The 21,884-nt window shown below is 46.6% G+C and carries 16 protein-coding genes; 2 read left to right on the forward strand and 14 right to left on the reverse strand.

What is annotated here, in order from left to right; all coding sequences use genetic code 11:
- Positions 1-33: 33 nt before the first annotated feature.
- The 13 genes from BM056_RS14300 to BM056_RS14360 all read right to left on the reverse strand — a co-directional run bounded on the left by BM056_RS14300 (position 34) and on the right by BM056_RS14360 (position 16,556).
- Entirely contained in the window at positions 34-1,227 is a 1,194-nt protein-coding gene (locus BM056_RS14300; protein WP_092472107.1) for a cystathionine gamma-synthase family protein, read from the reverse strand.
- Positions 1,228-1,418: 191 nt separating this feature from the next.
- On the reverse strand, positions 1,419-2,516 hold the full coding sequence (locus BM056_RS14305) for an amidohydrolase family protein (protein ID WP_165613534.1): 1,098 nt from the start codon (positions 2,514-2,516) through the stop codon (positions 1,419-1,421).
- Positions 2,500-3,846 carry a glutamine synthetase family protein gene (locus BM056_RS14310; RefSeq protein ID WP_092472109.1) on the reverse strand — a complete coding sequence of 449 codons (1,347 nt, stop codon included), beginning with the start codon at positions 3,844-3,846 and terminating at the stop codon, positions 2,500-2,502. Before BM056_RS14310 ends, BM056_RS14305 begins: the two co-directional genes overlap by 17 nt.
- 101 nt (positions 3,847-3,947) lie before the next feature.
- Positions 3,948-5,135, reverse strand: a complete 1,188-nt coding sequence (locus tag BM056_RS14315) for a M20 metallopeptidase family protein (protein ID WP_092472110.1) — start codon at positions 5,133-5,135, stop codon at positions 3,948-3,950.
- Positions 5,136-5,315: 180 nt separating this feature from the next.
- Positions 5,316-6,065, reverse strand: coding sequence for a creatininase family protein (locus tag BM056_RS14320; protein ID WP_092472111.1), 750 nt, complete (start codon positions 6,063-6,065; stop codon positions 5,316-5,318).
- A gap of 23 nt (positions 6,066-6,088) precedes the next feature.
- Entirely contained in the window at positions 6,089-7,279 is a 1,191-nt protein-coding gene (locus tag BM056_RS14325; protein ID WP_092472112.1) for an ABC transporter substrate-binding protein, read from the reverse strand.
- A gap of 88 nt (positions 7,280-7,367) precedes the next feature.
- Positions 7,368-8,378, reverse strand: coding sequence for a branched-chain amino acid ABC transporter permease (locus BM056_RS14330; protein WP_092472113.1), 1,011 nt, complete (start codon positions 8,376-8,378; stop codon positions 7,368-7,370).
- Between the two features lies 1 nt (position 8,379).
- Complete coding sequence (locus tag BM056_RS14335) at positions 8,380-9,276, reverse strand: branched-chain amino acid ABC transporter permease (RefSeq protein ID WP_092472114.1); 897 nt, start codon at positions 9,274-9,276, stop codon at positions 8,380-8,382.
- A 3-nt stretch (positions 9,277-9,279) separates the two neighbouring features.
- The gene (locus BM056_RS14340) at positions 9,280-9,984 is read right to left on the reverse strand and encodes an ABC transporter ATP-binding protein (RefSeq protein ID WP_165613535.1); all 705 of its coding nucleotides are present in this window, start codon (positions 9,982-9,984) and stop codon (positions 9,280-9,282) included.
- The gene (locus BM056_RS14345; protein ID WP_092472115.1) at positions 9,977-10,753 is read right to left on the reverse strand and encodes an ABC transporter ATP-binding protein; all 777 of its coding nucleotides are present in this window, start codon (positions 10,751-10,753) and stop codon (positions 9,977-9,979) included. Before BM056_RS14345 ends, BM056_RS14340 begins: the two co-directional genes overlap by 8 nt.
- Before the next feature lie 135 nt (positions 10,754-10,888).
- Positions 10,889-11,536 carry a GntR family transcriptional regulator gene (locus BM056_RS14350; RefSeq protein ID WP_092472116.1) on the reverse strand — a complete coding sequence of 216 codons (648 nt, stop codon included), beginning with the start codon at positions 11,534-11,536 and terminating at the stop codon, positions 10,889-10,891.
- Positions 11,537-12,065: 529 nt separating this feature from the next.
- Positions 12,066-13,811, reverse strand: coding sequence for a methyl-accepting chemotaxis protein (locus BM056_RS14355; RefSeq protein ID WP_092472117.1), 1,746 nt, complete (start codon positions 13,809-13,811; stop codon positions 12,066-12,068).
- A gap of 321 nt (positions 13,812-14,132) precedes the next feature.
- A complete protein-coding gene (locus BM056_RS14360) occupies positions 14,133-16,556 on the reverse strand; it encodes a PAS domain S-box protein (protein WP_165613536.1) in 2,424 nt (807 codons plus the stop codon).
- 288 nt (positions 16,557-16,844) lie between these two features.
- Here BM056_RS14360 and BM056_RS14365 point away from each other — a divergent pair, with 288 nt between their 5' ends.
- Positions 16,845-18,368, forward strand: a complete 1,524-nt coding sequence (locus BM056_RS14365; RefSeq protein WP_092472119.1) for an aldehyde dehydrogenase family protein — start codon at positions 16,845-16,847, stop codon at positions 18,366-18,368.
- A gap of 65 nt (positions 18,369-18,433) precedes the next feature.
- Entirely contained in the window at positions 18,434-19,624 is a 1,191-nt protein-coding gene (locus tag BM056_RS14370; protein ID WP_165613537.1) for an iron-containing alcohol dehydrogenase, read from the forward strand.
- 151 nt (positions 19,625-19,775) lie between these two features.
- Here BM056_RS14370 and BM056_RS14375 read toward each other — a convergent pair whose 3' ends face one another.
- Positions 19,776-21,827 (reverse strand): transglycosylase domain-containing protein, encoded by a 2,052-nt coding sequence (locus tag BM056_RS14375; RefSeq protein WP_092472121.1) that lies wholly within the window; start codon positions 21,825-21,827, stop codon positions 19,776-19,778.
- Between the last annotated feature and the right edge of the window lie 57 nt (positions 21,828-21,884).

Below are 21,884 nucleotides of genomic sequence, written 5' to 3' on the forward strand. Positions count from 1 at the left end.
CGCTTTAAGTAAAACCAATACTGTTTTCGCCGGTTAAGACAGCTGGGCAAAAGCCTGTTCCAAATCATTAATCAGATCCTCAACATCTTCAATCCCTACGGAGATTCTAACCAAGCCGTCGGGAATTCCCATGGCCTTGCGCTCTTCCGCCGTACATTCCACATGGCTTGTTGTTCTGGCCGGACCGTATGTTGTCTCTACGGCACCAAGGTTGGCCGCCCGGTGGGCATATTTTAATTTAGGCAGTAAAATTCCCACAGCATCCATTCCGCCTTTTAACGCAAAGCTGAGCATCCCGCCAAATCCGCGCATTTGCTTCTTAGCCACATCGTGATTGACGTGATTTTCCAGGCCGGGATAATAAACTGCCTCAACAGCATCTTTAGTTTGAAGGTATTTTGCTATTTCCAGGGCGCTTTGCTGTTGGCGTTCAACTCTAAGTTTTAATGTTTTCATGCCCCTTAACAACAAATACGCCGCCCAGGGGTCCAGGGATGCCCCATTGATTTCCCTGTAGTGATAAACCTGTTCAACCAATTCCCTGCTTCCGCATACCACGCCCCCTAATGCATCAGCATGTCCGCCTAAAAATTTGGTTGCGCTGTGCAGCACTAAATCCGCGCCTAATTGCAAAGGATTTTGATTTATGGGCGTGGCAAATGTGTTATCTACTACCACTAAAGCGCCAACAGCCTTTCCCGCCCCGGCCATACGTTCAATATCCGTTATTTTTATGGTCGGGTTGGTTGGCGTTTCAAGATATAAAACTTTACAACCTTTTTTAATTTCGGCCTCAATCGCTTCGTGGTCTCCTGTGGGACAAAGTGTAACCTCGATGTTCATCGCCGGCAAAAATTCTAAAAAGATTTTATTGGTTCCGCCATAGGTATCTTTAATGGATACAATTCTATCTCCCGGCCTCAAAAATGTATATAATGTGTTGCTGATAGCAGCCATTCCGGTTGCAAAGCTGGTTGCCGCTTCCGCTCCTTCTAAAGCACGGACTTTATCTTCAAATGCCTGAACTGTCGGATTGGTATTACGGCCGTAAATGTGGCCGGTTTTTTTGCCTATGGCTACATCATACCATTCATCCATATCGTCATAGGTATAAGCGACACTGACCACCACAGGTACCTGTGTAGCCCGATGAACCCGTTGTTCTTCTTCACCCGCCCAAACAACTGTTGTTCCCATCCCTGCCGCCAAAGACTTGTGATCTGACATTGTTTCTCCTTCTCTCATGTTTTTCTCAAGGGCTGTCTTCCAGTACCATGATAATCTTCTCGACTGCATCCAGCAACCCCTGCTCAAGTTCCGCCTGCCCGGCAGCGGCAGCTTGCTGCAGAGAAATTTTTTCAAGGACCCGATCCGGTTCCCGCCTTGTTAATAATTAATGATGGTTGTTCTCCTATTTTTCATACATTATATACATTTTTGGCATTATTAAAGAATATTCCCCGGGCTATTCGGCAGCCATAGTCTACATCAAATATTTTTTCTTTTACCAAATTGGTAAAAAGCAGCGCCAGTTCATACTTGGCAACCCTGGCGGCCAACCAGTGTATTTCAGGTATAACATAGCCGTCGGATCCATACATTATTTTGGTTAAAGGACACATATCAAATATATCCCTTAACCCTTTGCGGAGACCCAGCGGAACAAAAGGTATCATTTCAGAAATATCCAGAAAAACATTGGGGTACATAGCCGCCAAATACCCTGCTTCAAAGCTGTAGGGGTAACCGCCGTGGACTAAAACAATTTTAGCCCGGTTATACTTCGGGTTTTCCAGCAAACGTTTAAGTAAAAGTGGATTGTTATGCAGCAAATTCAGGTTCGATTCACCAAAGGAGGCATGAATTTGCATCGGCAGATTGTATTCAATACATTTTTCCATAGCTCTAAGTAAAAAGAAATCTCTAACTACCTTTTCATCTTGCAGCCAGTTCATTTTGGTCTCGGACCTTGACCTGTCCACGATATCAAGTCCGGTTCTGTAGCCAATAATACTTTTGACGGCAATAATGCTCAGATCATTGACAGCTTCGTCCAACGACCGGTAAAAAAGCTCTTCCGCCGTATTAAAATCCAGTTTATTGTTCCAAATTTCATCCAAAACAGTCTCAATGCGGTAAATATATTTCACTTCCGCGGGAACCAGAGTTTCAAACTCACTTAAATTAACATGGGCCGGTTGGTACCCCAGGTCAATCAGCAGAGTATCAACACCGGCATCGTTAAATAATCCGGCCACATAATCCCGGTAATCAGCCTTCATAGCTTTTGTTCTTGCCTGCAGAATATCTTGCTGGTCCCCGCCGGCATTTAGTAAAACTCCCAATTCCATGAGCATTTTACGATATAACAAAGTGTTTTCCAATTGATCCTCAGGCATATTATTTAAGGAAAGGCTTAATATTTTAGCCAGGTTATGGTTTTTATCAGCCACATCAAATAAATGACAGTGGTTGTCAATCACCGGCACCTGAGAAAAATCAAAAAGTTTCTGCATATTTTTCAAGCTCCCACGGAGTAATTTGTTTGTTATATTCATTCCAGGCAAATCTTTTTAATTTAATGTACTCATCATACATAACGTCCCCCAGCACCTGCTGGAAAAACCGATCCCGCTGCAGTTCCAGCACAGCTTCACCCAGGTTGGCGGGAAAACGGAATATACCTAATTCGTTACGTTCTTTTTCACTTATGTCCGCCGGATCAGAATTCACGGCCTTACCCGGATCTATTTTATGCTCAATACCATCCATGCCTGCAGCAATTATAGCTGTTAAAGCCAGGTAGGGATTGCAGGTTCCGTCCACGGGTTTAAATTCAATATTGAAGGATTTTTCTTCCTTACCCATTGCCCCGGGAATAACGCGCACGGCTGCTTCTCTGTTGGCATAACCGTAGCAGCCATAGGCAGAGGCCCAATTATGGGGCACAAGTCTTTTATATGATGTAACGGTTGGCGCGGTAAAAGCAAACAAGGCCTGCAAATGCTTTAAAATGCCCCCGATAAAATATCTGGCCGTGGAACTGAGTTGGGACTCACCCGATGCATCATAAAAAACGTTTCTACCCTCTTTCCAGAAACTAAGGTGGATATGGGCGCCGCTGCCCGCCTGATCAGGGAATATTTTGGGCATAAAAGAGCCCGCCAGGTCATGATTCCAGGCCACTCCTTTAACGGTCTCCCTAAAAAACACCTGGTTATCACAAGCATTTAGAGCATCGCTGTATTTAACAGCAATTTCATGCTGACCGGGTCCGTATTCGGCTAAATATTTTTCCACGGTCAATTGCTGTTCCTGCAGGGCTTTAATAATATCAGAAATGACCCGGTAGCCTTGATTCATACCCGCTGTTGCAAAACACTTGCTATTATCGAAGGGAATAAACTGCCCTTGCTCTCCACGTTTGAGTAAATAAAACTCATTTTCAAAAGAAACATTCACTTCATAATCTATTTTATCAAGTAATTTCTTTAAAGCCATCCGGGGACACAAGCCTGAATCCCGGTGCGTATCTTTTGTTAAAAAATCACAGATAACACCGGCGGTATTGGGTACATAAGGCAAAACCCGGAAAGTATCCAGGTCCGGAACCGCGCTTATCTCCCCGGCACAGCCAAATCTTGTCTCCGGGCCGATAGTGTCCATCGCTCCAAAAAACGGCATGGCCAGGGCATAGGAATGCCCGGTTTTGAGGGCTCCGGCCAACTGGTCACCTACCGCAGCCTGACCGCGTATCACTCCATCATTATCAATATATAAAAGTCTGGTATAGGTTATATTTTTTTCTTCCACTTCCCGCATAATATCTTCAATTGTTATCACCATAGCAGGCACATCCTTTAGTCTTTTTAACTACTCAGGAGTCAGGAGTTAGAATGAGAAAACCGGGCTCGGGACATTCTGACTCCTAAATACTGAATAATGACCTAAACAGGGGCATTTAAATAATCCAATATAATACCGCTGAGTATATAAGTACCGTCTATCAGTATTTTTTCGTCAAAATTGAAATACGGCGTATGTAGATTATGAATATAGTTATTTTTTTCGTCGTAAGAGCCGATTCTTAGATAGGTGGTTGGGACGGCTGCTGAAAAATAAGCAAGATCCTCCGCTCCCATTGACGGGTTATTGATTATCTGCACCCGATCCTGATCCAGCCAATTAACCAAGCTTTTTTCAACAAATTTAGTTAGTTTTTCATTACAGATTAACGGGAAATCCTTAGTTACAATTTGCAGGGAACAATCAATGCCAAAACCAGACTTAATACCCTCAATTATTTGCTTTAATCTTTTCAGGGCAATTTGCCTTGAATGGTCACTGATACTGCGGATGGTTCCCCTTAGAGTTACCGTTTCCGGTATGATATTATATCCACTGCCGCCATTGATCTCCGTGATGCTGATTACCAGCGGATGCACGGAGTCGTTGTTCCGGGAAACGATTGTTTGGACGGCTGTAATTAAATGCCCTGCGGCAGCCACAGGATCGGAACATTTAAATGGGTAAGCGGCATGACCGCCAACGCCATGCAGTGAAATTGTAAACTCGTCGTTTCCTGCCGTCATAGCACCATACCGGATGCCAATATTACCCGTTGGAATACTTGGAAAGATATGGCAGCCAAACAAAGCATTAACCCGTGGGTTCTCTAAAACCCCTTCTTTAACCATTTGTTTGGCCCCGCCGGGAGACTCTTCACCGGGCTGAAAGATAAATTTTACTGTTCCATTAAGTTTATGCTTCAATTTGGATAATACAGTGGCCACTCCCATCCCCATGGCGGTGTGCCCGTCGTGACCACAGGCATGCATAACACCTTCTATTTCGGATGCAAAAGGCAGTCCGGTTTGCTCTGCCAACGGCAAGGCGTCCATGTCTACACGCAAAGCCACCACCGGCCCCGGGTTATCGCCGGTTAAAGTGCCCAATACGCCGGTTTGGGCAATCCCCACTTTAACATTTATTCCCAATTTAAGTAAATGCTCACAAGCTACTTCCGCAGTCTTATGGCATTCAAGTCCCAGTTCAGGATGACGGTGAAACTTACGTCTCCAGCCAATAATCTGATCACTAACACTCAGCACTTTATCTTTTAGTTCATCGGCCATGTTTTACTTCCTTTCTACAAGCTCTCCGACAAAACAGGATATTCACCCGTGCACAGCCGGCACCCGCCCGGCAACAAAGGGGGACCGGTTACCGGCTGCATTGGCACACTTAAAAGGACAACCATAGAAGGGATCAACACCCTTCTATGGTTCTAAAAATAATTTTTAAGCTGCTGTAATTTAAAAATTCTTTTTCAGCTTCCACTCATTTTGTTCCATTTCCTGAATAAAGTTTACCAGAACCTCAACCACGGCTTTTTCCATTAGCTTCCCTTTTTCTATTGTGGCTACGCTGGGGTCTCCGGTGGCTCCGGTATTAGTTAATTCATTGAAGTGCCATTTAACCTCAACATGTTCCGGTAAAGCGGGAATTACTCCTTTAGCCTGTTCCATTTCAATCAATTCCGGAAACAAAGCCAGGCCCATGGAAGTTTCCCCTTCGCCGGCATGGCCAAGACCATCCCAAACATCAAAGGTACCGGGCGGCACTAATTTGCCGGCAGCCACCCACCAATCATTTAAGCTGGCGATTACAACTTCAGGGTGCATTACCTTGACGGTCCTGGCTGCTAATTCAATGGGAGCAATGTTGCCATCATGGCCATTAAGGATGATAATTTTAGTGATGCCATTGCGGATTACTTCCAGCAGGATTTCTTTGATTACAGTCGTAATGGTTTCAACACTATGACTAATTACAAAGGGCAAACCATTATAATGTGCACTAAATCCATAATTGATCGGTGGAAGAACCATTAAGCCTTCAACCTGTTCGGCAACCTTTTCCGCCAGCTTATTGGAAATTAGGGCATCTGTCCCGAAAGGCATATGATAACCGTGATTTTCAAAAGAACCAATTCCTATGATTACTTTATCAATGTTATTGTTCAGGTATTGATTGCCGGTCATGTTGGTACCAATGTAACCCATGTTTACCCTCCTGCTCTAACCGGTTAATTAGGAAGAACTTCTTTAACAAATTCAAAATTGCCGTTATCAACTTTCATTATTGTAACGCTCTTAAGCGGAATCCGGCTGCCGTCTTGATAAGAGATAGTCCCTGTGACTCCCTTAAACCCGTCTGTCTGCAGCAAAGCATCCCGAATAGCTGTTGGGTCGTCACTGCCGGCGCGTCCAATAGCATCAGCAATTAAATACATGGTGTCATAGGCCAGTGCTGCAAAAGCGTTTTCCGGCTCTTTATTATATTTACTCTTATATGCATCAACAAATTTAGTTACACTGCCATCAGTATTACCCAATGAAACGTGAGTGGTAAAGTAAGTATTGTTGGTCTGAGGAACCCCGCCTAATTTAACCAGATCGGGAGTATCATAACCGTCACCACCGATTACCGGAGTATCAACTCCCATGTCACGCAGTTGTTTAACAACAAGGCCGCATTTATCGGGCTGCGCGGAAACAAAGAGCACTTTGGGCTGCTCGGGCAGATTTTTTAACCTGGTTATTTGAGCCGAAAAATCAACATCGGAAGCACCGTTATATTTATCTTCCAATGATATCTTTCCGCCTTTGTCCAGATAGCGTTCCTTAAAATATTTAGCCAGACCCAGGGTATAATCAGATCCTGTATCGGTAAGTACCCAGGCGGTATCGGCGTTCAGGTCGTTAAGGGCGAAATCGGCTGCGGCGTAAGCCTGAATATTGTCCCCGAAAGGAGCCAGAAACATATAGTCACCCACCTGGTCGGGAATTTCGGGAGCGGTGGCGCCAGAGGTTATAAAGGGAATCCCCGCCTGTTGGGCGATTGGACCGGCAGCCAGTACGTATGTACTGTCACTAAGGCCTGCTACAACCTTAACCTTTTTAACATCTACCAGTTCCTGAACCGCGCTGGTTGTTGTAGCCGGATCGCTTTTTCCGTCAACTGAAATAACTTCAATTTGTTGACCATTTACTCCGCCTGAGGCATTGATTTCATCGGCTGCCAGCTGAAAAGCGTTAAGTGACGGCTGATCCAAAGATGCCTGTCCACCGGTGATGTTAAATATACCGCCAATTTTAATGGTGCTGTCACCTGCACCTTCCGATTCCGTCTCTCCTGAATTACTTTGGCCGGAGCACCCGGTGATCAACAAGCCCAAAACCAGTATGATTGAGAAGATCCAAACCAACTTTTTCATAAATACCCTCCTAAAATGTAAATTTTTTGGTCAATTAACATCAGTTTTTATAAACTCCTATTCCCCCTTTCATTCCGTCCCCCCAATGTTATTTGCCAAGAAGCCCTTTGGGCTTAAAAATCACGATGAGGATTATAGCTACGGACATTAATACCTGGCTAACACCAAACATCTGAGGTAAGTGAATTCCCAAGAGGTCAATTCCCCGCTCTAATTTATTTAAAAACAGTTCGGGCAATAAAGTAACAATTACTGCGCCAAAAACTGCACCGGGGATTGAGCCGATTCCGCCGACAACAAGCATGACTACTAAACCAAACATCATACTATATGAAAAATCATTAGGGCTGACCATCGTTAATAAATGTCCGTATAGCGCCCCGCCGATTGCCGCAAAAAAAGCGCCTATGGCAAATGACATCAGTTTTATGCTTACCAGATTTACCCCTACGGCTTCCGCGGCCAAATCGTCCTCCCGTATGGCCGTCATGGCTCTACCGTAGGTGGAGTTCAAAACTCGCCAGATAACATACAGCGTAATAACGGCGACAGCATAGGTCCACCAAATATTGGTATACGGCTGCAACCCTGTAAGACCGCTGTTGCCTCTGGTAATGTCCCTGAAATTCATGATCAAAACATTAATAATAACCATAAACCCCAAGGTTGCCACCGCCAGGTAATGCCCCCTCAGTTTTAAAACAGGGTAACCGATTAAGTACGCGCAAATAACAGCTAGCAACCCCGCGATAATCAAAGATGGAAGAAAGGGTAGATAAACATGTGCTAAAAAAGAAGGCAGGTCAGGCAGGTAGACAGCCTTGCGTTCCACCGGCATAGTCAGCAGGGCCACCGTATAGCCGCCGATAGCCATAAAAGCTGCATGCCCCAGGGAGAAAATGCCTGTAAAACCGTTGGTGAGATTTAAACTTACCACCAGGATGATGTTAATGCCAACAAGGTTAACTATCCTTAAATAATAACCGTTAAGCACAAAATTCATGACCATTAACACCGCGAACAAAAGGATCAGCCCGGCTGCCGCCTTGAAGGGTAATTGCTTTTGCCTATTAGTTGCCTCAACTAATCCCGCATCCATTTCAAACCCTCCTATCTTCCTCAATGCCAAGGATACCTGTAGGCCTAACCAGCAGCACAAGAATCAGCACTATGAATACAAAGGCATCCCTGAACTCTGAAAATTGGGAAGGTAATAAGCCAACAAATAAAACCTCTCCAATGCCGAGAAGATAACCACCCAGGGCAGCCCCCGGGATGTTCCCAATACCTCCGATAACTGCCGCCACAAAGGCTTTGAGACCCGGTACAAAACCCATTAGGGGAGATACCTGACCATACTGGCCACCTAGCATCAAGCCTGCTACAGCAGCCAAAGAGGAACCAATAATAAAGGCGACTCTGACAACTGCATTGACATCAATGCCCATCATGGTGGAAGCGTCTATGTTTTCCGCCGATGCACGCATAGCGATACCCATTTTGGTTCGTTTGATGAAAATCGTTAAAGCAACCATCAGGACAACGGACAGCAGGATAATTAATACTTTCATATTGGTAAACGAAACATTCCCCATCGTGTGCACGGTCTGCAGGAAACCAGGAATTTCAAATTTTTTCGGTTGCGGCGAAAAAATCATCATGGCTAAATTTTGCATTAATATTGAAACTGCAAAAGAGGTAATTAAAGTGGTTTCTTCAGTGGCCCTGCGCAAAGGCCGATAAGCGGCCCGTTCTATGGTTACGCCTATGAGCGCTGCCAACATCATTGATAAGATAATGGCCGCTGGAAACGGCATAGCCAATTGAACAAAGATAATCCCCGCAAAATAAGCGCCAAGCATTAAGATATCCCCGTGAGCAAAGTTGATCAGGCGTAAAATGCCATAAACAATGGTGTAACCTATGGCAGTTAAGGCATAAATACTTCCCAGGCTTAGTGCATTGGTTAACTGCTGAATAAAATAATCGCTAGACATGGGCTAACCCCCTAAATATGCTTTTTTAACTTCCGAGTTATTTAACAAATCTCCGGCAGTCCCATGCAATTTAATCGCACCCGACTCCAACACATAGGCCCTGTCTGCTATCTCCAGTGCTTTGTAGACATTTTGTTCCACCAGCAGTATGGTGATGTTATTTCTTTTTAGCGTTTGAATTACTTCAAATATTTTTTCCACCAACAGTGGAGCCAACCCAAGGGAAGGCTCGTCCAACAGTAAAAGCTTGGGAGAACTCATCAAGGCTCTTCCTATCGCCAGCATTTGCTGCTCCCCTCCGGAGAGAGCCCCGGCGGCAAGTTTTTCTCTCTCTTTTAAAGCCGGAAAGAGGTCGTAAATATATTTGATTTCAGCGCCGATGTCAGCTTTTTTATCCTTGATGAAAGCGCCGATTTGTAAATTTTCCAGCACCGTCAACCGGCCAAAAATCTGTCTTCCTTCAGGGCTTTGGGATATACCAAGCCTGACCAGTTTATGAGCTTCGGTAGTGGAGATGTCTTGCCCGTTATAGGTTATCTTGCCTGATCTTAGCTTTTGGAGGCCCGAGATAGTTCGTATGATTGTAGTTTTTCCCGCCCCGTTAGCCCCTAACAGGGCTACCAGCTCGCCTTCCTGAATTTCAAACGAAACGTCCTTAATGGCCTGGATTTGGTCATAAAATACATTTAAATTATCAGCCTTAAGCACTTTCCACAGCCCTCCCCAGATAAGCTGATATAACGTCGGGGTTATTCTGGATTTCCGCTGCGCTGCCCTCTGCAATCAATGTCCCATAATTAAGAACCTGAATTTTTTCACATAAATTCATAACAAATTTCATGTCATGTTCAATTAAGAAAATGGTTAGCTTGAATTTATCCCTTAGGTATCTTATCAGCCCCATTAATTCTGTTGATTCACTCGGGTTCATGCCTGCCGCCGGTTCATCAAGCAGCAAAAGCTTCGGTCCGACCGCCAGTGCCCGGGCTATTTCCAGTTTCCGCTGCTGACCATATGGGAGGTTACGCGCTTTTATGTCTTTGGCGTTAATTAACCCCATTGTTTCAAGAAGTTCAAGGGACCGGTCCACAAGATGCTTTTCTTCTCTCAGAAACGAAGGCGAGCTAAGCAAAACGGACATAAAGTTATATTTTTTTTTAATCTGCGCCGCGATTAAAACATTTTCCAGAACAGTTAAGTTCTTAAACAACCTGATATTTTGAAATGTCCTGCATATCCCTAAACGAGCTATTTGATCCGCCCTTACCCCCGTGATCTTTTTACCTTCAAAATAAATATTTCCTGATGTGCTTTTAACCATTGAAGTTAAAAGATTAAAGGTTGTGGTTTTACCGGCTCCGTTCGGCCCGATCAGCCCTCTTATTTCACCCCGGCTAATTTTAACCGAATAGCCGGCAACAGCTTTCAAACCTTTATACTGTTTTGTTAGCTCAATTGCTTCCAATAAAACGTCCACTTTTTAACCTCCAATAAAGAAGACTTGGTTCAGGTGGGGTTTTGACCCCACTGAACCTTAGTCGCACTTATTTCGAGTTTATCGCCGCTTAACTCCCGCCTGTAGAGGCGGTAGTATTAGCGGCGGTTAACGAGATTAAATCGCCTTGATGATGCGATTTCTACTGGCTTCAATTTGGGTTATAACTGCTTTTCTGGCGTTATTACCATCTCTGTTTTGAATACATTGAACTAATTCTTGATGCTCTCTATACATATCGGACGGGTCACCTGTAATTAAATCGGAATAAAGAACCCTTTGCAGTTGATTAAGCACAATAGATAAAAATTTATACAAATATTGATTTTCCGCCCCCCTGGCTATAGTCATGTGAAAATCATAATTGATACGCATAAACGCATATGTATTTTCTTGATTGTCCTGACATTCCCGGGAAAGTCTGATTAAGCTGTTTAACCATTCAGCTGAAATATTTTTAGCAGCCATTTCAGCTGCCGCCCCCTCCAGTATTATCCTCATTTGAAACAGGTCTGACAGGTCTTTTACATCCACCCTGCTTACCAGAAAGCCTTTTTGGGGCAACAATTCAACAAGTCCTTCATGTTTTAACGCATTTAAACTGTCCCTGACAGGAGTCTTGCTGACATTAAATCGTTCTGCCATTTCACCAGCGGTAATAATGTCACCCGGTAACAACTTGTTGTAAATGATCAGATCTTTTAACTGTTGATATACGTCCTGAGTTAAAGATTTTTTCTTATTTTTCATTATTTCGATCTCCATAAATGCAATATTTTAATAGCTATCTTTTCACCCCCATCGCTATAATTAAAACTATGAATGATTCAATTGCTCAATTAGTTGTATGCTTAGTGTTTTGCATGGTTCAATAAAAATACAGATGATATTCCCGTGATATATCAGTTGAGTCATAAAAATATAAAAGCCTTTTTCGGAAGTACTATCATCCGAAAAAGGCTCCTTCGCCACACAAGCCGCAACACTGCATGGCTTATGGTTTATTAATCTCTAATAAATTAATTTTTATTTTCCTAAATATACTAATGATATTCCTGTGATATATCAGTTGAGGCATAAAATATAAAAGCCTTTTTCGGAAGTACTATCATCCGAAAAAGGCTCCTTCGCCACATAAGCTGCAACACTGCATAGCTTATGGTTTATTAATTTCTACTTAATATTTCTTTACAAATTAGCATGAACATGAGCTATTGTCAATAATTATTTATTATATGTCATGGTCTTTTGTCATCTTGGCCCGAGAAACCGCGTGGATAATTGTCAATCTTTGCTAAAGCTTGAACTTTTTGATCATATCTTCCAGTTCCATCGAAATTTCGTTTAATTCAATTGATGAAGCTGATACTTCCTCCATAGCAGCTGTCTGTTCCTCGGTAGTGGCTGCCACGTTCTGCACCGCCCCGGCAACCTCTTCGGCAAAGGTGGCAATCTCACTGGACTTCCTGTCCAAATCCCGCACCAATTCTATTATTTTTATGAGCGATTGGCTCACCCCCTGCACTACCCGGTCACCCTCGCCCACTTTTTCCCTGGTGTTATTGATATCTTTGATGGCATTTTCCGACTGAATCTGCACTTCGCCGATAACCATGCTTATTTCTTTAGCCGATTGGGCCGAGCCCTCTGCCAGCTTTCTGACCTCTTCCGCCACCACCGCGAAACCTCTCCCGGCATCCCCGGCCCGGGCCGCCTCAATGGCGGCGTTTAACGCCAGCAGGTTGGTTTGGTCGGCAATTGAATTGATGGTGTCCACAAAATTTCCTATTTTATCAATGGCAGTCCTCAACGAGTCCATTGAAGCGGCCAACTGTCCGTCTGATGTTTTTATTTCCCGCATGGTACTTAAAACAACGTCAATGTCCTTTTGCCCGTTGTCAGCCAGCCTGCTGGCCCCTTCCACCTCACTGGACATTTCTTTAATATTTCCCACCACATTGTCCACGGTAGCCGCCACCTCACCTATAGTAGCAGCATTTTCTGTGGCCGCAGTGGAGGTTTGCTCAGCCTGGGCCGCCAGCGTTTGGGCTGTACCGGTCACCTTGAAGCCTATCCCGGCTATGCCGCCGATCAGCTCTTGCAAATCCCGGCGCATACTTTCGAAATTCCGGGCCAGCCCGCCGATTTCATCACGGAAATTTGATTTAATTTCCGTCGCCAGATCGCCTTTGGCTAGGCGGTCAGCCGCCCCCACCAGGTAATTAACCGGCCCGGTGATGCTCCTGGCAAAGAAATAACCCAGGATTATAGCTACCACCAGAAAAACCGCCATAAACAAGCCGAGCTCGATTTCAGCAGAGCGCACATTGGCCAGGACTTCAGCCCTGACCTTCAATACCTCATTGTCTACATCGTCAATATAGAAACCGGTCCCGATTATCCAGTTCCAGGGCTTAAACAACTTAACGTAAGCCATTTTGGGATAACCGACAGTGGGGTCCTCACCGGGCTTGGACCAGTAATAGCTGATATCACCCTCGCCTTTTTCAGAGCAAATTTGATTCATTTCGCTGTATATTTTAGTCAAACGCACGTTGCTTTGAATAGTCTCAGATTCCTTGGCCAACACCTGCCCGTCGTAATACAGCGATTTAACAGTGGAAAGGTCATCATCTGCCGAAAGATCCTGCCCGTTCATTTCAGGCTTGGTGGGGTGCATCACCATAATCGAACGGTCACCCCCGGTATGGATCCAGTAATACCCCTTATCCTGATCATACCTCATAGCCGCTATCCGCTTTAAAGCCCGCTGCTGCGCCTCCTCCCGGCTGAATTCCCCATCCTGCACCCTCTTTTCGTACTCATCTAAGATAGTACAGGCTATTTCAACAGAACTTTTCAATTTATCCCGATGATCAGCCAACATCACCTCGCGGGTTCTAGCGGCGTTGGCTGCGCCAAGCTTAGAAAGATCCCGCATGCTTATATAACCGCCCACTATCGTTGGCAGTGCAACCAGTATAACCAGCATGGTGATAATTTTCCCCTGCAGGCTGCTAAAATTAACGCGAAGTTTCATTTATGTATATACCTCCTAAATTTATTTCTTGTACATTAGATATTGTCTATGGCCTATGAATTCCCGATCAGCGCAAATAGCCACCTTAAATTTCCCAACGATCCCCCTTGATTTTGCAAATTTTGCTATTATTCTCGTATTTTTTACATAATTATAGAGTCATCGGGTATATTTAGCTATTATCCACGCAAGTTGATTTTTGCCATAAAAAAAGGCAGGTATTTATCTGCCCAAGATAAATACCTGCCCAATAAATCCAAGTATTTCAAATTAATTACTGATATAATTGACTTATGCGATGTTATTATTGTCGCTAATGGTCTAATTATCCTCCAGGCTATTTAGTTTATGCAGTTTGATTGCTGTTGCCAGCGTCAGCCTTGTTTCGAACTGGTCGATGGAAACTCCTAAGATTTCTTCAATGCGTTTCTTACGGTAGGCTAAAGTTTTATAGTGCAAAAAGATTCTTTGAGCTGCGTCTTTCAAATTATTACTTTCCAATATTACTTCAAGAGTTTGTAAAAAACCGGCTCCTTTTTCACGATCGTACTTTATTAGCGGACCGATATTTCTTTGCACATACTCCCCGGTATGCTCTATTTCACAGGTGGCAATAAGCTGATAAAAGCCTATATCCCGGTAATGTATAATTGTACCGTTTTTTTCTCCCTGGCATTTGGCCGCTATGATTGCGCTCCTTGCTTCCTCATAGCTTTTTCCCAGGCTCCGGAGACCGCTGTGCATACGGCTTACACCTATTGTTATAATCAGACCCGGGATGTAGCTGCTTATCTTTTCCCTGATTCGCTTTGCTGCCTGCATACTGACGAGCCATTCATCGGCGGTGTCCACAGAGTAACAGAATATACCGATATGGTCCCGGTTGTCCCATAATACATATTCCTCATCGTCACTCAACAGGGCAATAATATTATTCTTGGGGCATTGGAAGTCAGTAAGATTGTCTTGGTCATTTTTGTGCAAGCCGGTTGCCTTATCAATTTGGACCAAGCAGCAGAACAACGGGCGCGTTAGGTCTATGCCCCAGTTTTCAGCAGTTGCCATTATTTTTTTGTCCATTGTGCCTTGACCGCTGATTATATCATTAAAGAAATCGCTTTTGCGCTGCAAATTATAAGTAAATTGCAGCATTTTTTCAGCTTTACGCCGTTCTGTAATGTTGGTCAAAGAAACGGCAACGGTTTTTTTGCCGTCATTCAGATAACTCATGGGCGCCAACCGGCCTTCAACGGCTATTTTTTCCTTCTGTCCCAAGTCCATTTGAAATACCAGGCTGCGTTGCCTACCGGTCACTATTGTCTGCCGGATTTCATTTAGCAGGGTATCCGCCAGCTCTTGATCCAACAGTTGGTGGATTGTATGACCTTTAAATTTTTCCCTGGATATGGGCGGAAAATTTACATTATTACCGAATATTTCCACATAGCGGCCATCTTCATCAATAATAAAACTGGTATCGGGCATGGCCCGGGCAAATTCTTTTAATCTTTTTTCACTTTCCAGGCGCAACGCTTCCACTTCTTTTTGAATGGTGATGTCTATGTTCGAGCCCACCCAGCGTAAAGGCCGTTTTGCCCGGTCAAATATCATTTTACCTCTGGCAAGGATCCAGCGATATGATCCGTTTTTATGCCTCAGGCGGTGCTCTATTTGAAATTTATCGGTCTTTCCCGTCATTAAATCCCGCCTGGCCCGGCAAACCTTGTCGACGTCATCCGGATGTATGCGGCTTAGCCACTCCTCGGGGCTGTCGGAGAATTCATCTTCCTGATAACCAAGAATGGTTTTCCATTGTTGATCATAATACATGCGGTTATTGATCACGTCATAGTCCCAAATACCGGCCCTGGCACTTTCGATAACCAGAGACAGGCGCTCCCGGCTTTCCAGCAATTCTTCCTCGGCCCTTAATTTTTCTGTAACATCAAAAATGATGGCACTGTTTAATTTTTTTCCTGAAACGTTAATACGCCCGGAATAAACCTCCACATCACGGACTTCACCATTGCTCAGCCTGTGCTTAAAATGGAAATGGTCTCCATCAGGCTCCCGGACACTTTGTATACTTCTGGCAATTTCCGCCGGATCTCCGGGATTGATATCGTATACGGTCATGCTTTGCAATTCACTGGCCGGGTACCCGTAAAACCTGATGGCAGCCCTGTTTGCATCCACGATATTACCGTTTTCCGGGTCTACAATTAGCTTAGCCGCGGGGCTGTTAAAAAACAGCTGCTGGTATTTTTGTTCGCTTTCCTTCAACGATCGTTCAATTTCCTTGGGCCGGGTAATATCCCCAAAAACGTAGAGCCTGCCCCAATAGTTGTCATCAACATCCCACAATTGGACGGCAAGCCTGTTAATGACCCTGTTATCTTTTAACTGAATTTCATCATGGATAGTTGAACGGTTGTTTAGATCCTGCAACGACACACAGGATTCAATATATGCCGGAGCATTCGCCGCCAATGCCGCACAATGCCGCACAATGTCACCGTTTTTCAAGATCCCGTTGCGCATGCCTGCTTCAAGCTGCCTGATACCCCAGATATCACAGAACAAGGAGTTAAAATAAATAATATCATCTGTCCGGTCATCGACAACATAACACGCAACAGGTAACGCCTCAAGCATTGTCCGCAGGAAAAGCTCCCGCTGATTGATTTCGGCATCATTCTGTTTAAGGAAAGCCATTTGCTTTAAATCAAGCAATTTTTTATTCAATCCCGTCAGCCCTTTATTGTAACTATTTAAAATAACTACTTGTACCATTTATTGCACCAAGAAATTACTTTTCCTTTTGGTAAAATTTGAATCATAAACTACAGCCAATCTTTATCTAACAGCCAAGATAACCTGCCCCCGGGGTCATTTCACTTGGCCTGCTTTTTAAGCAATTATTGGATACTTTTTGATTACCAAGCAGGAATTGGTATGAAAATATGTAATATAGCACCTACAACGAGGAAATGGTCACCATACTCAAGCCAATCCATTAAAGGAGGTTGAACCATGTCACAATTTTATCCGCTCTTTATCGGTGGTAAAAAAGTTCCCGCGCGCTCCGATGAAACGTTTGAAGTCATTAATCCTTCCAATGGTAAAGTATGCGCAACCGTTGCCAAGGCAGGCGTGGAAGATGCCAACGAAGCAATTCGCGTCGCCAGGGAGACGTTTGAGTCCGGGATTTGGAGCCGGGTGCCGCCGGGCGAACGGGCCAAGATGCTGTTTAAGATCGCCAACAGGATTGCCAAGCGGGCGCAGGAGCTCGCTAGTCTGGAAACAACACAGTCCGGCGGCACACTGCGCAGAACTATGGGCAGTGACGTTCTGCAGCTGGCCCAGCAGTTTACCGTCACCGGTCAAATTCTTAATAGCTTTCCTATGCGGGAAGAATTGCCGAGCATTGGCTGGCCCGGGCCGTCGGTAAATGTAATTGAGCGCGAGCCGGTGGGTGTCTGCGGCTTAATCACCCCCTGGAACTTCCCAATGATCCTTGCCGGGTGGAAGCTGGCGCCCGCCATCGCCATGGGTAATGCGGTCGTGATCAAACCAGCTTCGTATACGCCCCTTACCACGCTCCTGCTGGCAGAAATTTTTCAGGAATGCGGTTTACCCGATGGAGTCGTCAATGTAGTAGCGGGGCCTGGCGCCCTGGTTGGAGAAGCCATCGTCACCCATGCCGAAGTGGATAAGATTTCATTTACCGGCTCCACAGCGGTAGGCCGTCGCATTATGCAGCTGGCATCTCACACAGTCAAGCGCGTAACGCTTGAACTGGGCGGAAAAAGCCCGGCCATCGTGCTGCGCGACGCCGACCCGGACCTGGTATCCGAGGGTGCGCTGTTTGCAACTTTCCTGCACAGCGGCCAAATTTGCGAGTCCGGAACCCGCTTAATTGTACCGCGTGAAATGCAGGATAACCTTGTGGAGCGCCTGGTTGCCAAAGCTTCAACGATTACCATCGGCAATGCCATGGAACTTACTACGGGTATGGGGCCGGTTATATCCAAAGCACAGCAGAATACCGTTCTCAATTATATTCAAAGTGGCCTTAAGGAAGGTGCCATCCTGGCGTACGGCGGTAACATACCCGTTTTGCCGGCAGCACTGGCGGGTGGATCTTATATTCAGCCCACAATTTTCAAGAATGTTGACAATTCCATGAAAATTGCGCAAGAGGAGATCTTTGGACCGGTTCTTTGTATCATTCCCTACGATACGGAAGAAGACGCCATCCGTATAGCCAACGACACCATCTATGGCCTGGCGGCGGGTGTCTGGAGCAAAGATGTGGTAAAAGCGCAGAATATCGGACGCCGGCTCCGGGCCGGTACGGTTTGGATTAATGATTGGCATATGCTTCGGCCGGATGCTCCGTTCGGCGGCTATAAACAATCGGGATTGGGGAGGGAATCCGGCTATCAAGTGTTGTTTGAATACTCCCAAACGAAACACCTGCATACCTCCATGGTCCCCGACGTTAACCAAAGAACCTGGTACCAGCTGCTGTTCGACAGCTGGGCCGCCAAATAGCCGCGATGCAAGTGTTAGCGCACGGTTCGGTTGCAGCGATATATGACAGGAGGGAGGAATATTTAATGCCAACGCAAACATATTTCCGGTTTGATTTTAGAACCTCTGTATCAGCAGGACCCGGCGCCCGGGCGTTCCTGCCGGCACATATGAAAGAGCTTGCCGCCCGGCGCTGGATGATTATAACTGATCAGGGCATTGTTAGTGCCGGTATTATTGACAAACTAATGGAATTATTCGACGGACCTCATGATTTGAACATTGTCACTGTGTTTGATGAGGTGCTGCAGGATGCCAGAATGTCTCTGGTGAATAAAGCCGCGGCAATCGGCCGCCAACTTGCCGTGGAAGGGATCCTGGCCGTCGGCGGGGGCAGTGTTTTGGACACTGCCAAAGGGGTTAAAATACTGCTCGCTGCCGGGCTGACAGATATAGCAGACACTGTGCCGGCCAATACCGGATTATATGTCGGGGAATTGGCCAAACGGCTGGAGATACCGCACATTGCCATCCCCACTACGGCTGGAACGGGTTCCGAGGTCTCAACGATAGCCGTATTTTTAAATGAAAAAGACCGCGTAAAAGCCAATTTGCTGCATCCATACATCAATGCGGATATCGCCATACTCGATCCCGAATTAACTGTGGGACTGCCGCCTAAAATTACCGCCTTTACGGGATTCGACGCCCTGACCCATGCTATCGAAGGCGTGGCCTGGCAATATCAAGGGCAGATGTATGACGCACTGGGTCTGCAGGCAATCCGCCTGGTTGAACAGAACCTGGCGGTTGCTGTTTCCAACGGCGCAGATATTGACGCCCGGATGAACCTTTTGACCGCCAGCAGTATGGCAATTATGTCGTTCCCGGGGCTTGGGGCCATCCCTGTACACAACTGTGCCCACGCGCTGGGCGCCATGTACAACATTCCGCACGGCCTGGCCAACGCCGTACTGCTGCCCCTCGTAATGGAGGCGCTGCCGGAAATCTACCTGCCCAAGATCAGTGTACTGGCGGATGCGCTCGGAATAAAGGAAAAGGCCGCAACGGAAGAACTGCACCAAATGACTGTCGCCAGAATCAGGACGCTGTTGCAAGAAACAGGCCTGCCTGCGAACTTCCTTGAATTCGGACCAAAACCCGGGGAAATGCAGCAAGCCATAATGAACGTGTTAACCGACCCGGCCGGTTTAGTCTTCAAGATACCGCTGGAACGTCTCATCAAAATCCTGAGTAAAGCCTTGTTGGGCATGTAGGGATTTGGTGGGGACATTTATACGTTGGGGACATTCCCGCAGGGGTGTGTCCCCTTTTCTTTTTTCACAACATCGTTGAAGCCAAATTGCCAATTCTATCGGGCTTTCCCGGATATCGGCAAGGCTGCCGGATGAGCCAGCTAAAGGAAGATCACGGGACCGCCGCGGAATCCGGTTCCTCTATCTGTACGCCCTCTTCCGCTTGCTCTGCCGTTTGCCCGGCTGCCATCTCCGGCTCCTCCTCCACAGGGGGTGGCGGCTCCGGTTTGGGCGGGGGTGCGGGGTAAGCCGGCTGGCCTACAAATAAGTCAGATTCCCGTGCGGGCAGTTCTTCTAATGCACCGGATACAAACTCCCTGAATAGGCGTGCCGGATAATCACCCCCGGAAAAACCAAGAGCATAACCGGCATCGGGATGATCATAACCCATCCAGACCGCCGCGGCCACTTCCGGCGTATAACCGGCAAACCAAGCGTCCCGGTTGCCGGAGCCCTTTACCTGTTCAGTGGTGCCGGTCTTGCCGGCCACGGGGACGTATAAACCGGCTCCTTTCCCGGTTCCGTACATAACCACCGCCCGTAAAAGCTTGGTCATATCCTGACAGGTGCTTTTTTTGAACACCGGCCGGTGGAATTGCTCCCCGACCAACGGCCGGTTCTGCCGGTCATAAATCTGGATAATCGTCCGGGGCTCTACCCGGCAACCGCCGTTGGCCAGCGCGGCGTACCCACCGGCCAACTCCAGGGGGGAAATTCCCGTGGTCATTCCCCCCAGGGCCAGGGACAAATTACGGTCATTTCCATGCAGGGGCAAACCCAGTTTTTTAAGTGTTTCAATGCCCCGGGTTACGCCTATTTCGTTCAACAGCCAAACCGCCGGCACATTGATTGACCAGGCGACGGCCTGATTCATTGTTACCTCCCCCCGAAAACTGCGATCATAATTCCGGGGCGTGTAATCGTTAATGATCAATGGCCGGTCGGGAAGCAGGGCTTCGGTGCTCCAACCCGCTTCCAGCGCCGGCGCATAAACCACCAGAGGCTTTAATGCCGAACCCGGAGCGCGCTTCATCATGGTGGCCCGGTTAAACCCCCGCCGGGAACCATACTCCCGGCCGCCAACCAGGGCCAGCACATAGCCTGTTTGCGGGTCTACGGCCGCCAGTGCCGCTTCTACCAGCCGGTCGCCGGAACCGGCGGGAAACAGGGATGCATCCGTAAAAACCCGCTCGGCCAGCGCCTGGATCTCAGGATGCAGGGTGGTGTAAATACGCAAACCACCGTTATAAATTTCTTCCGCCCGGATGCCGTGCACCCGGCTGGCTTCATCAATCACCTGGTCCAAAAAGAAGGGATGCGGGTAATTATCTGCAGGTCTACCATCGGCAGACGTCGCCAGTGGCCGCTGCCGCAGCTCGGAATACCTGCCGGCATCCAGCCAGCCGTACCGCACCATTCTTTGCAGCACTATATTGCGCCTGTGCCATGCCTGCTGCGGGTTACGAAAAGGACTGTAGATACCGGGATTGCATATCAGACCGGCCAGGGTAGCGGATTCATTCACCCCCAACTCAGTGCTGCCCTTATTAAAATAGTTCCGGGCCGCTGCTTCGATTCCATAAGCCCCGTCGCCAAAGTAAATGGAGTTCAGGTAATATTCCAGAATAGCGTCCTTTTCCAGCTGCCTTTCCAAATGAAAAGCCAGGTAAATTTCCTTAAACTTTCGTTCCCAGGTCTGATCTGCAGTGAGAAATATATTACGTGCCAACTGCTGGGTAACTGTAGACGCACCCTCTTCTATTTCCCCGGCCCGCAGGTTTGCTACTGCCGCCCGCACCATGGCACGAATGTCAAATCCGGGATGCTTGTAAAAGCGTGCGTCTTCAGCAGCCAGTACAGCATGCACCAAATAAGGGGGTAGTTCCTCCAATTTAACCGGTATCCGGTGCTGGGGGCCGTGCAGTTCGGCTGCCACCCGCCCACGGTAATCATAGACAATGGTTGTGGCCGGCAGGATAAACATTGTGCTATTGAATGCAGGTCTGGGAAAAAACAATTCCGTGTAAAAAAAGATGCATCCCAGCGTTATTACTGCAGCAATCATACCGGCAAAAAGGCAAGCAAGAATGATCAGGATGCGTCTTTTCTTTTTGACCCTGGTTGAGGGATTAGGAGCATGAGCAGCATCAGTCTTTTTATCCATGGGCCACTCCCCTAAAACTAATACAACATTAACATTAATTTATATGCCAGCGCACTG

The organism is Desulfotruncus arcticus DSM 17038, assembly GCF_900113335.1.
In the GTDB taxonomy this organism is placed as follows: Bacteria; Bacillota; Desulfotomaculia; order Desulfotomaculales; family Desulfallaceae; genus Desulfotruncus; species Desulfotruncus arcticus.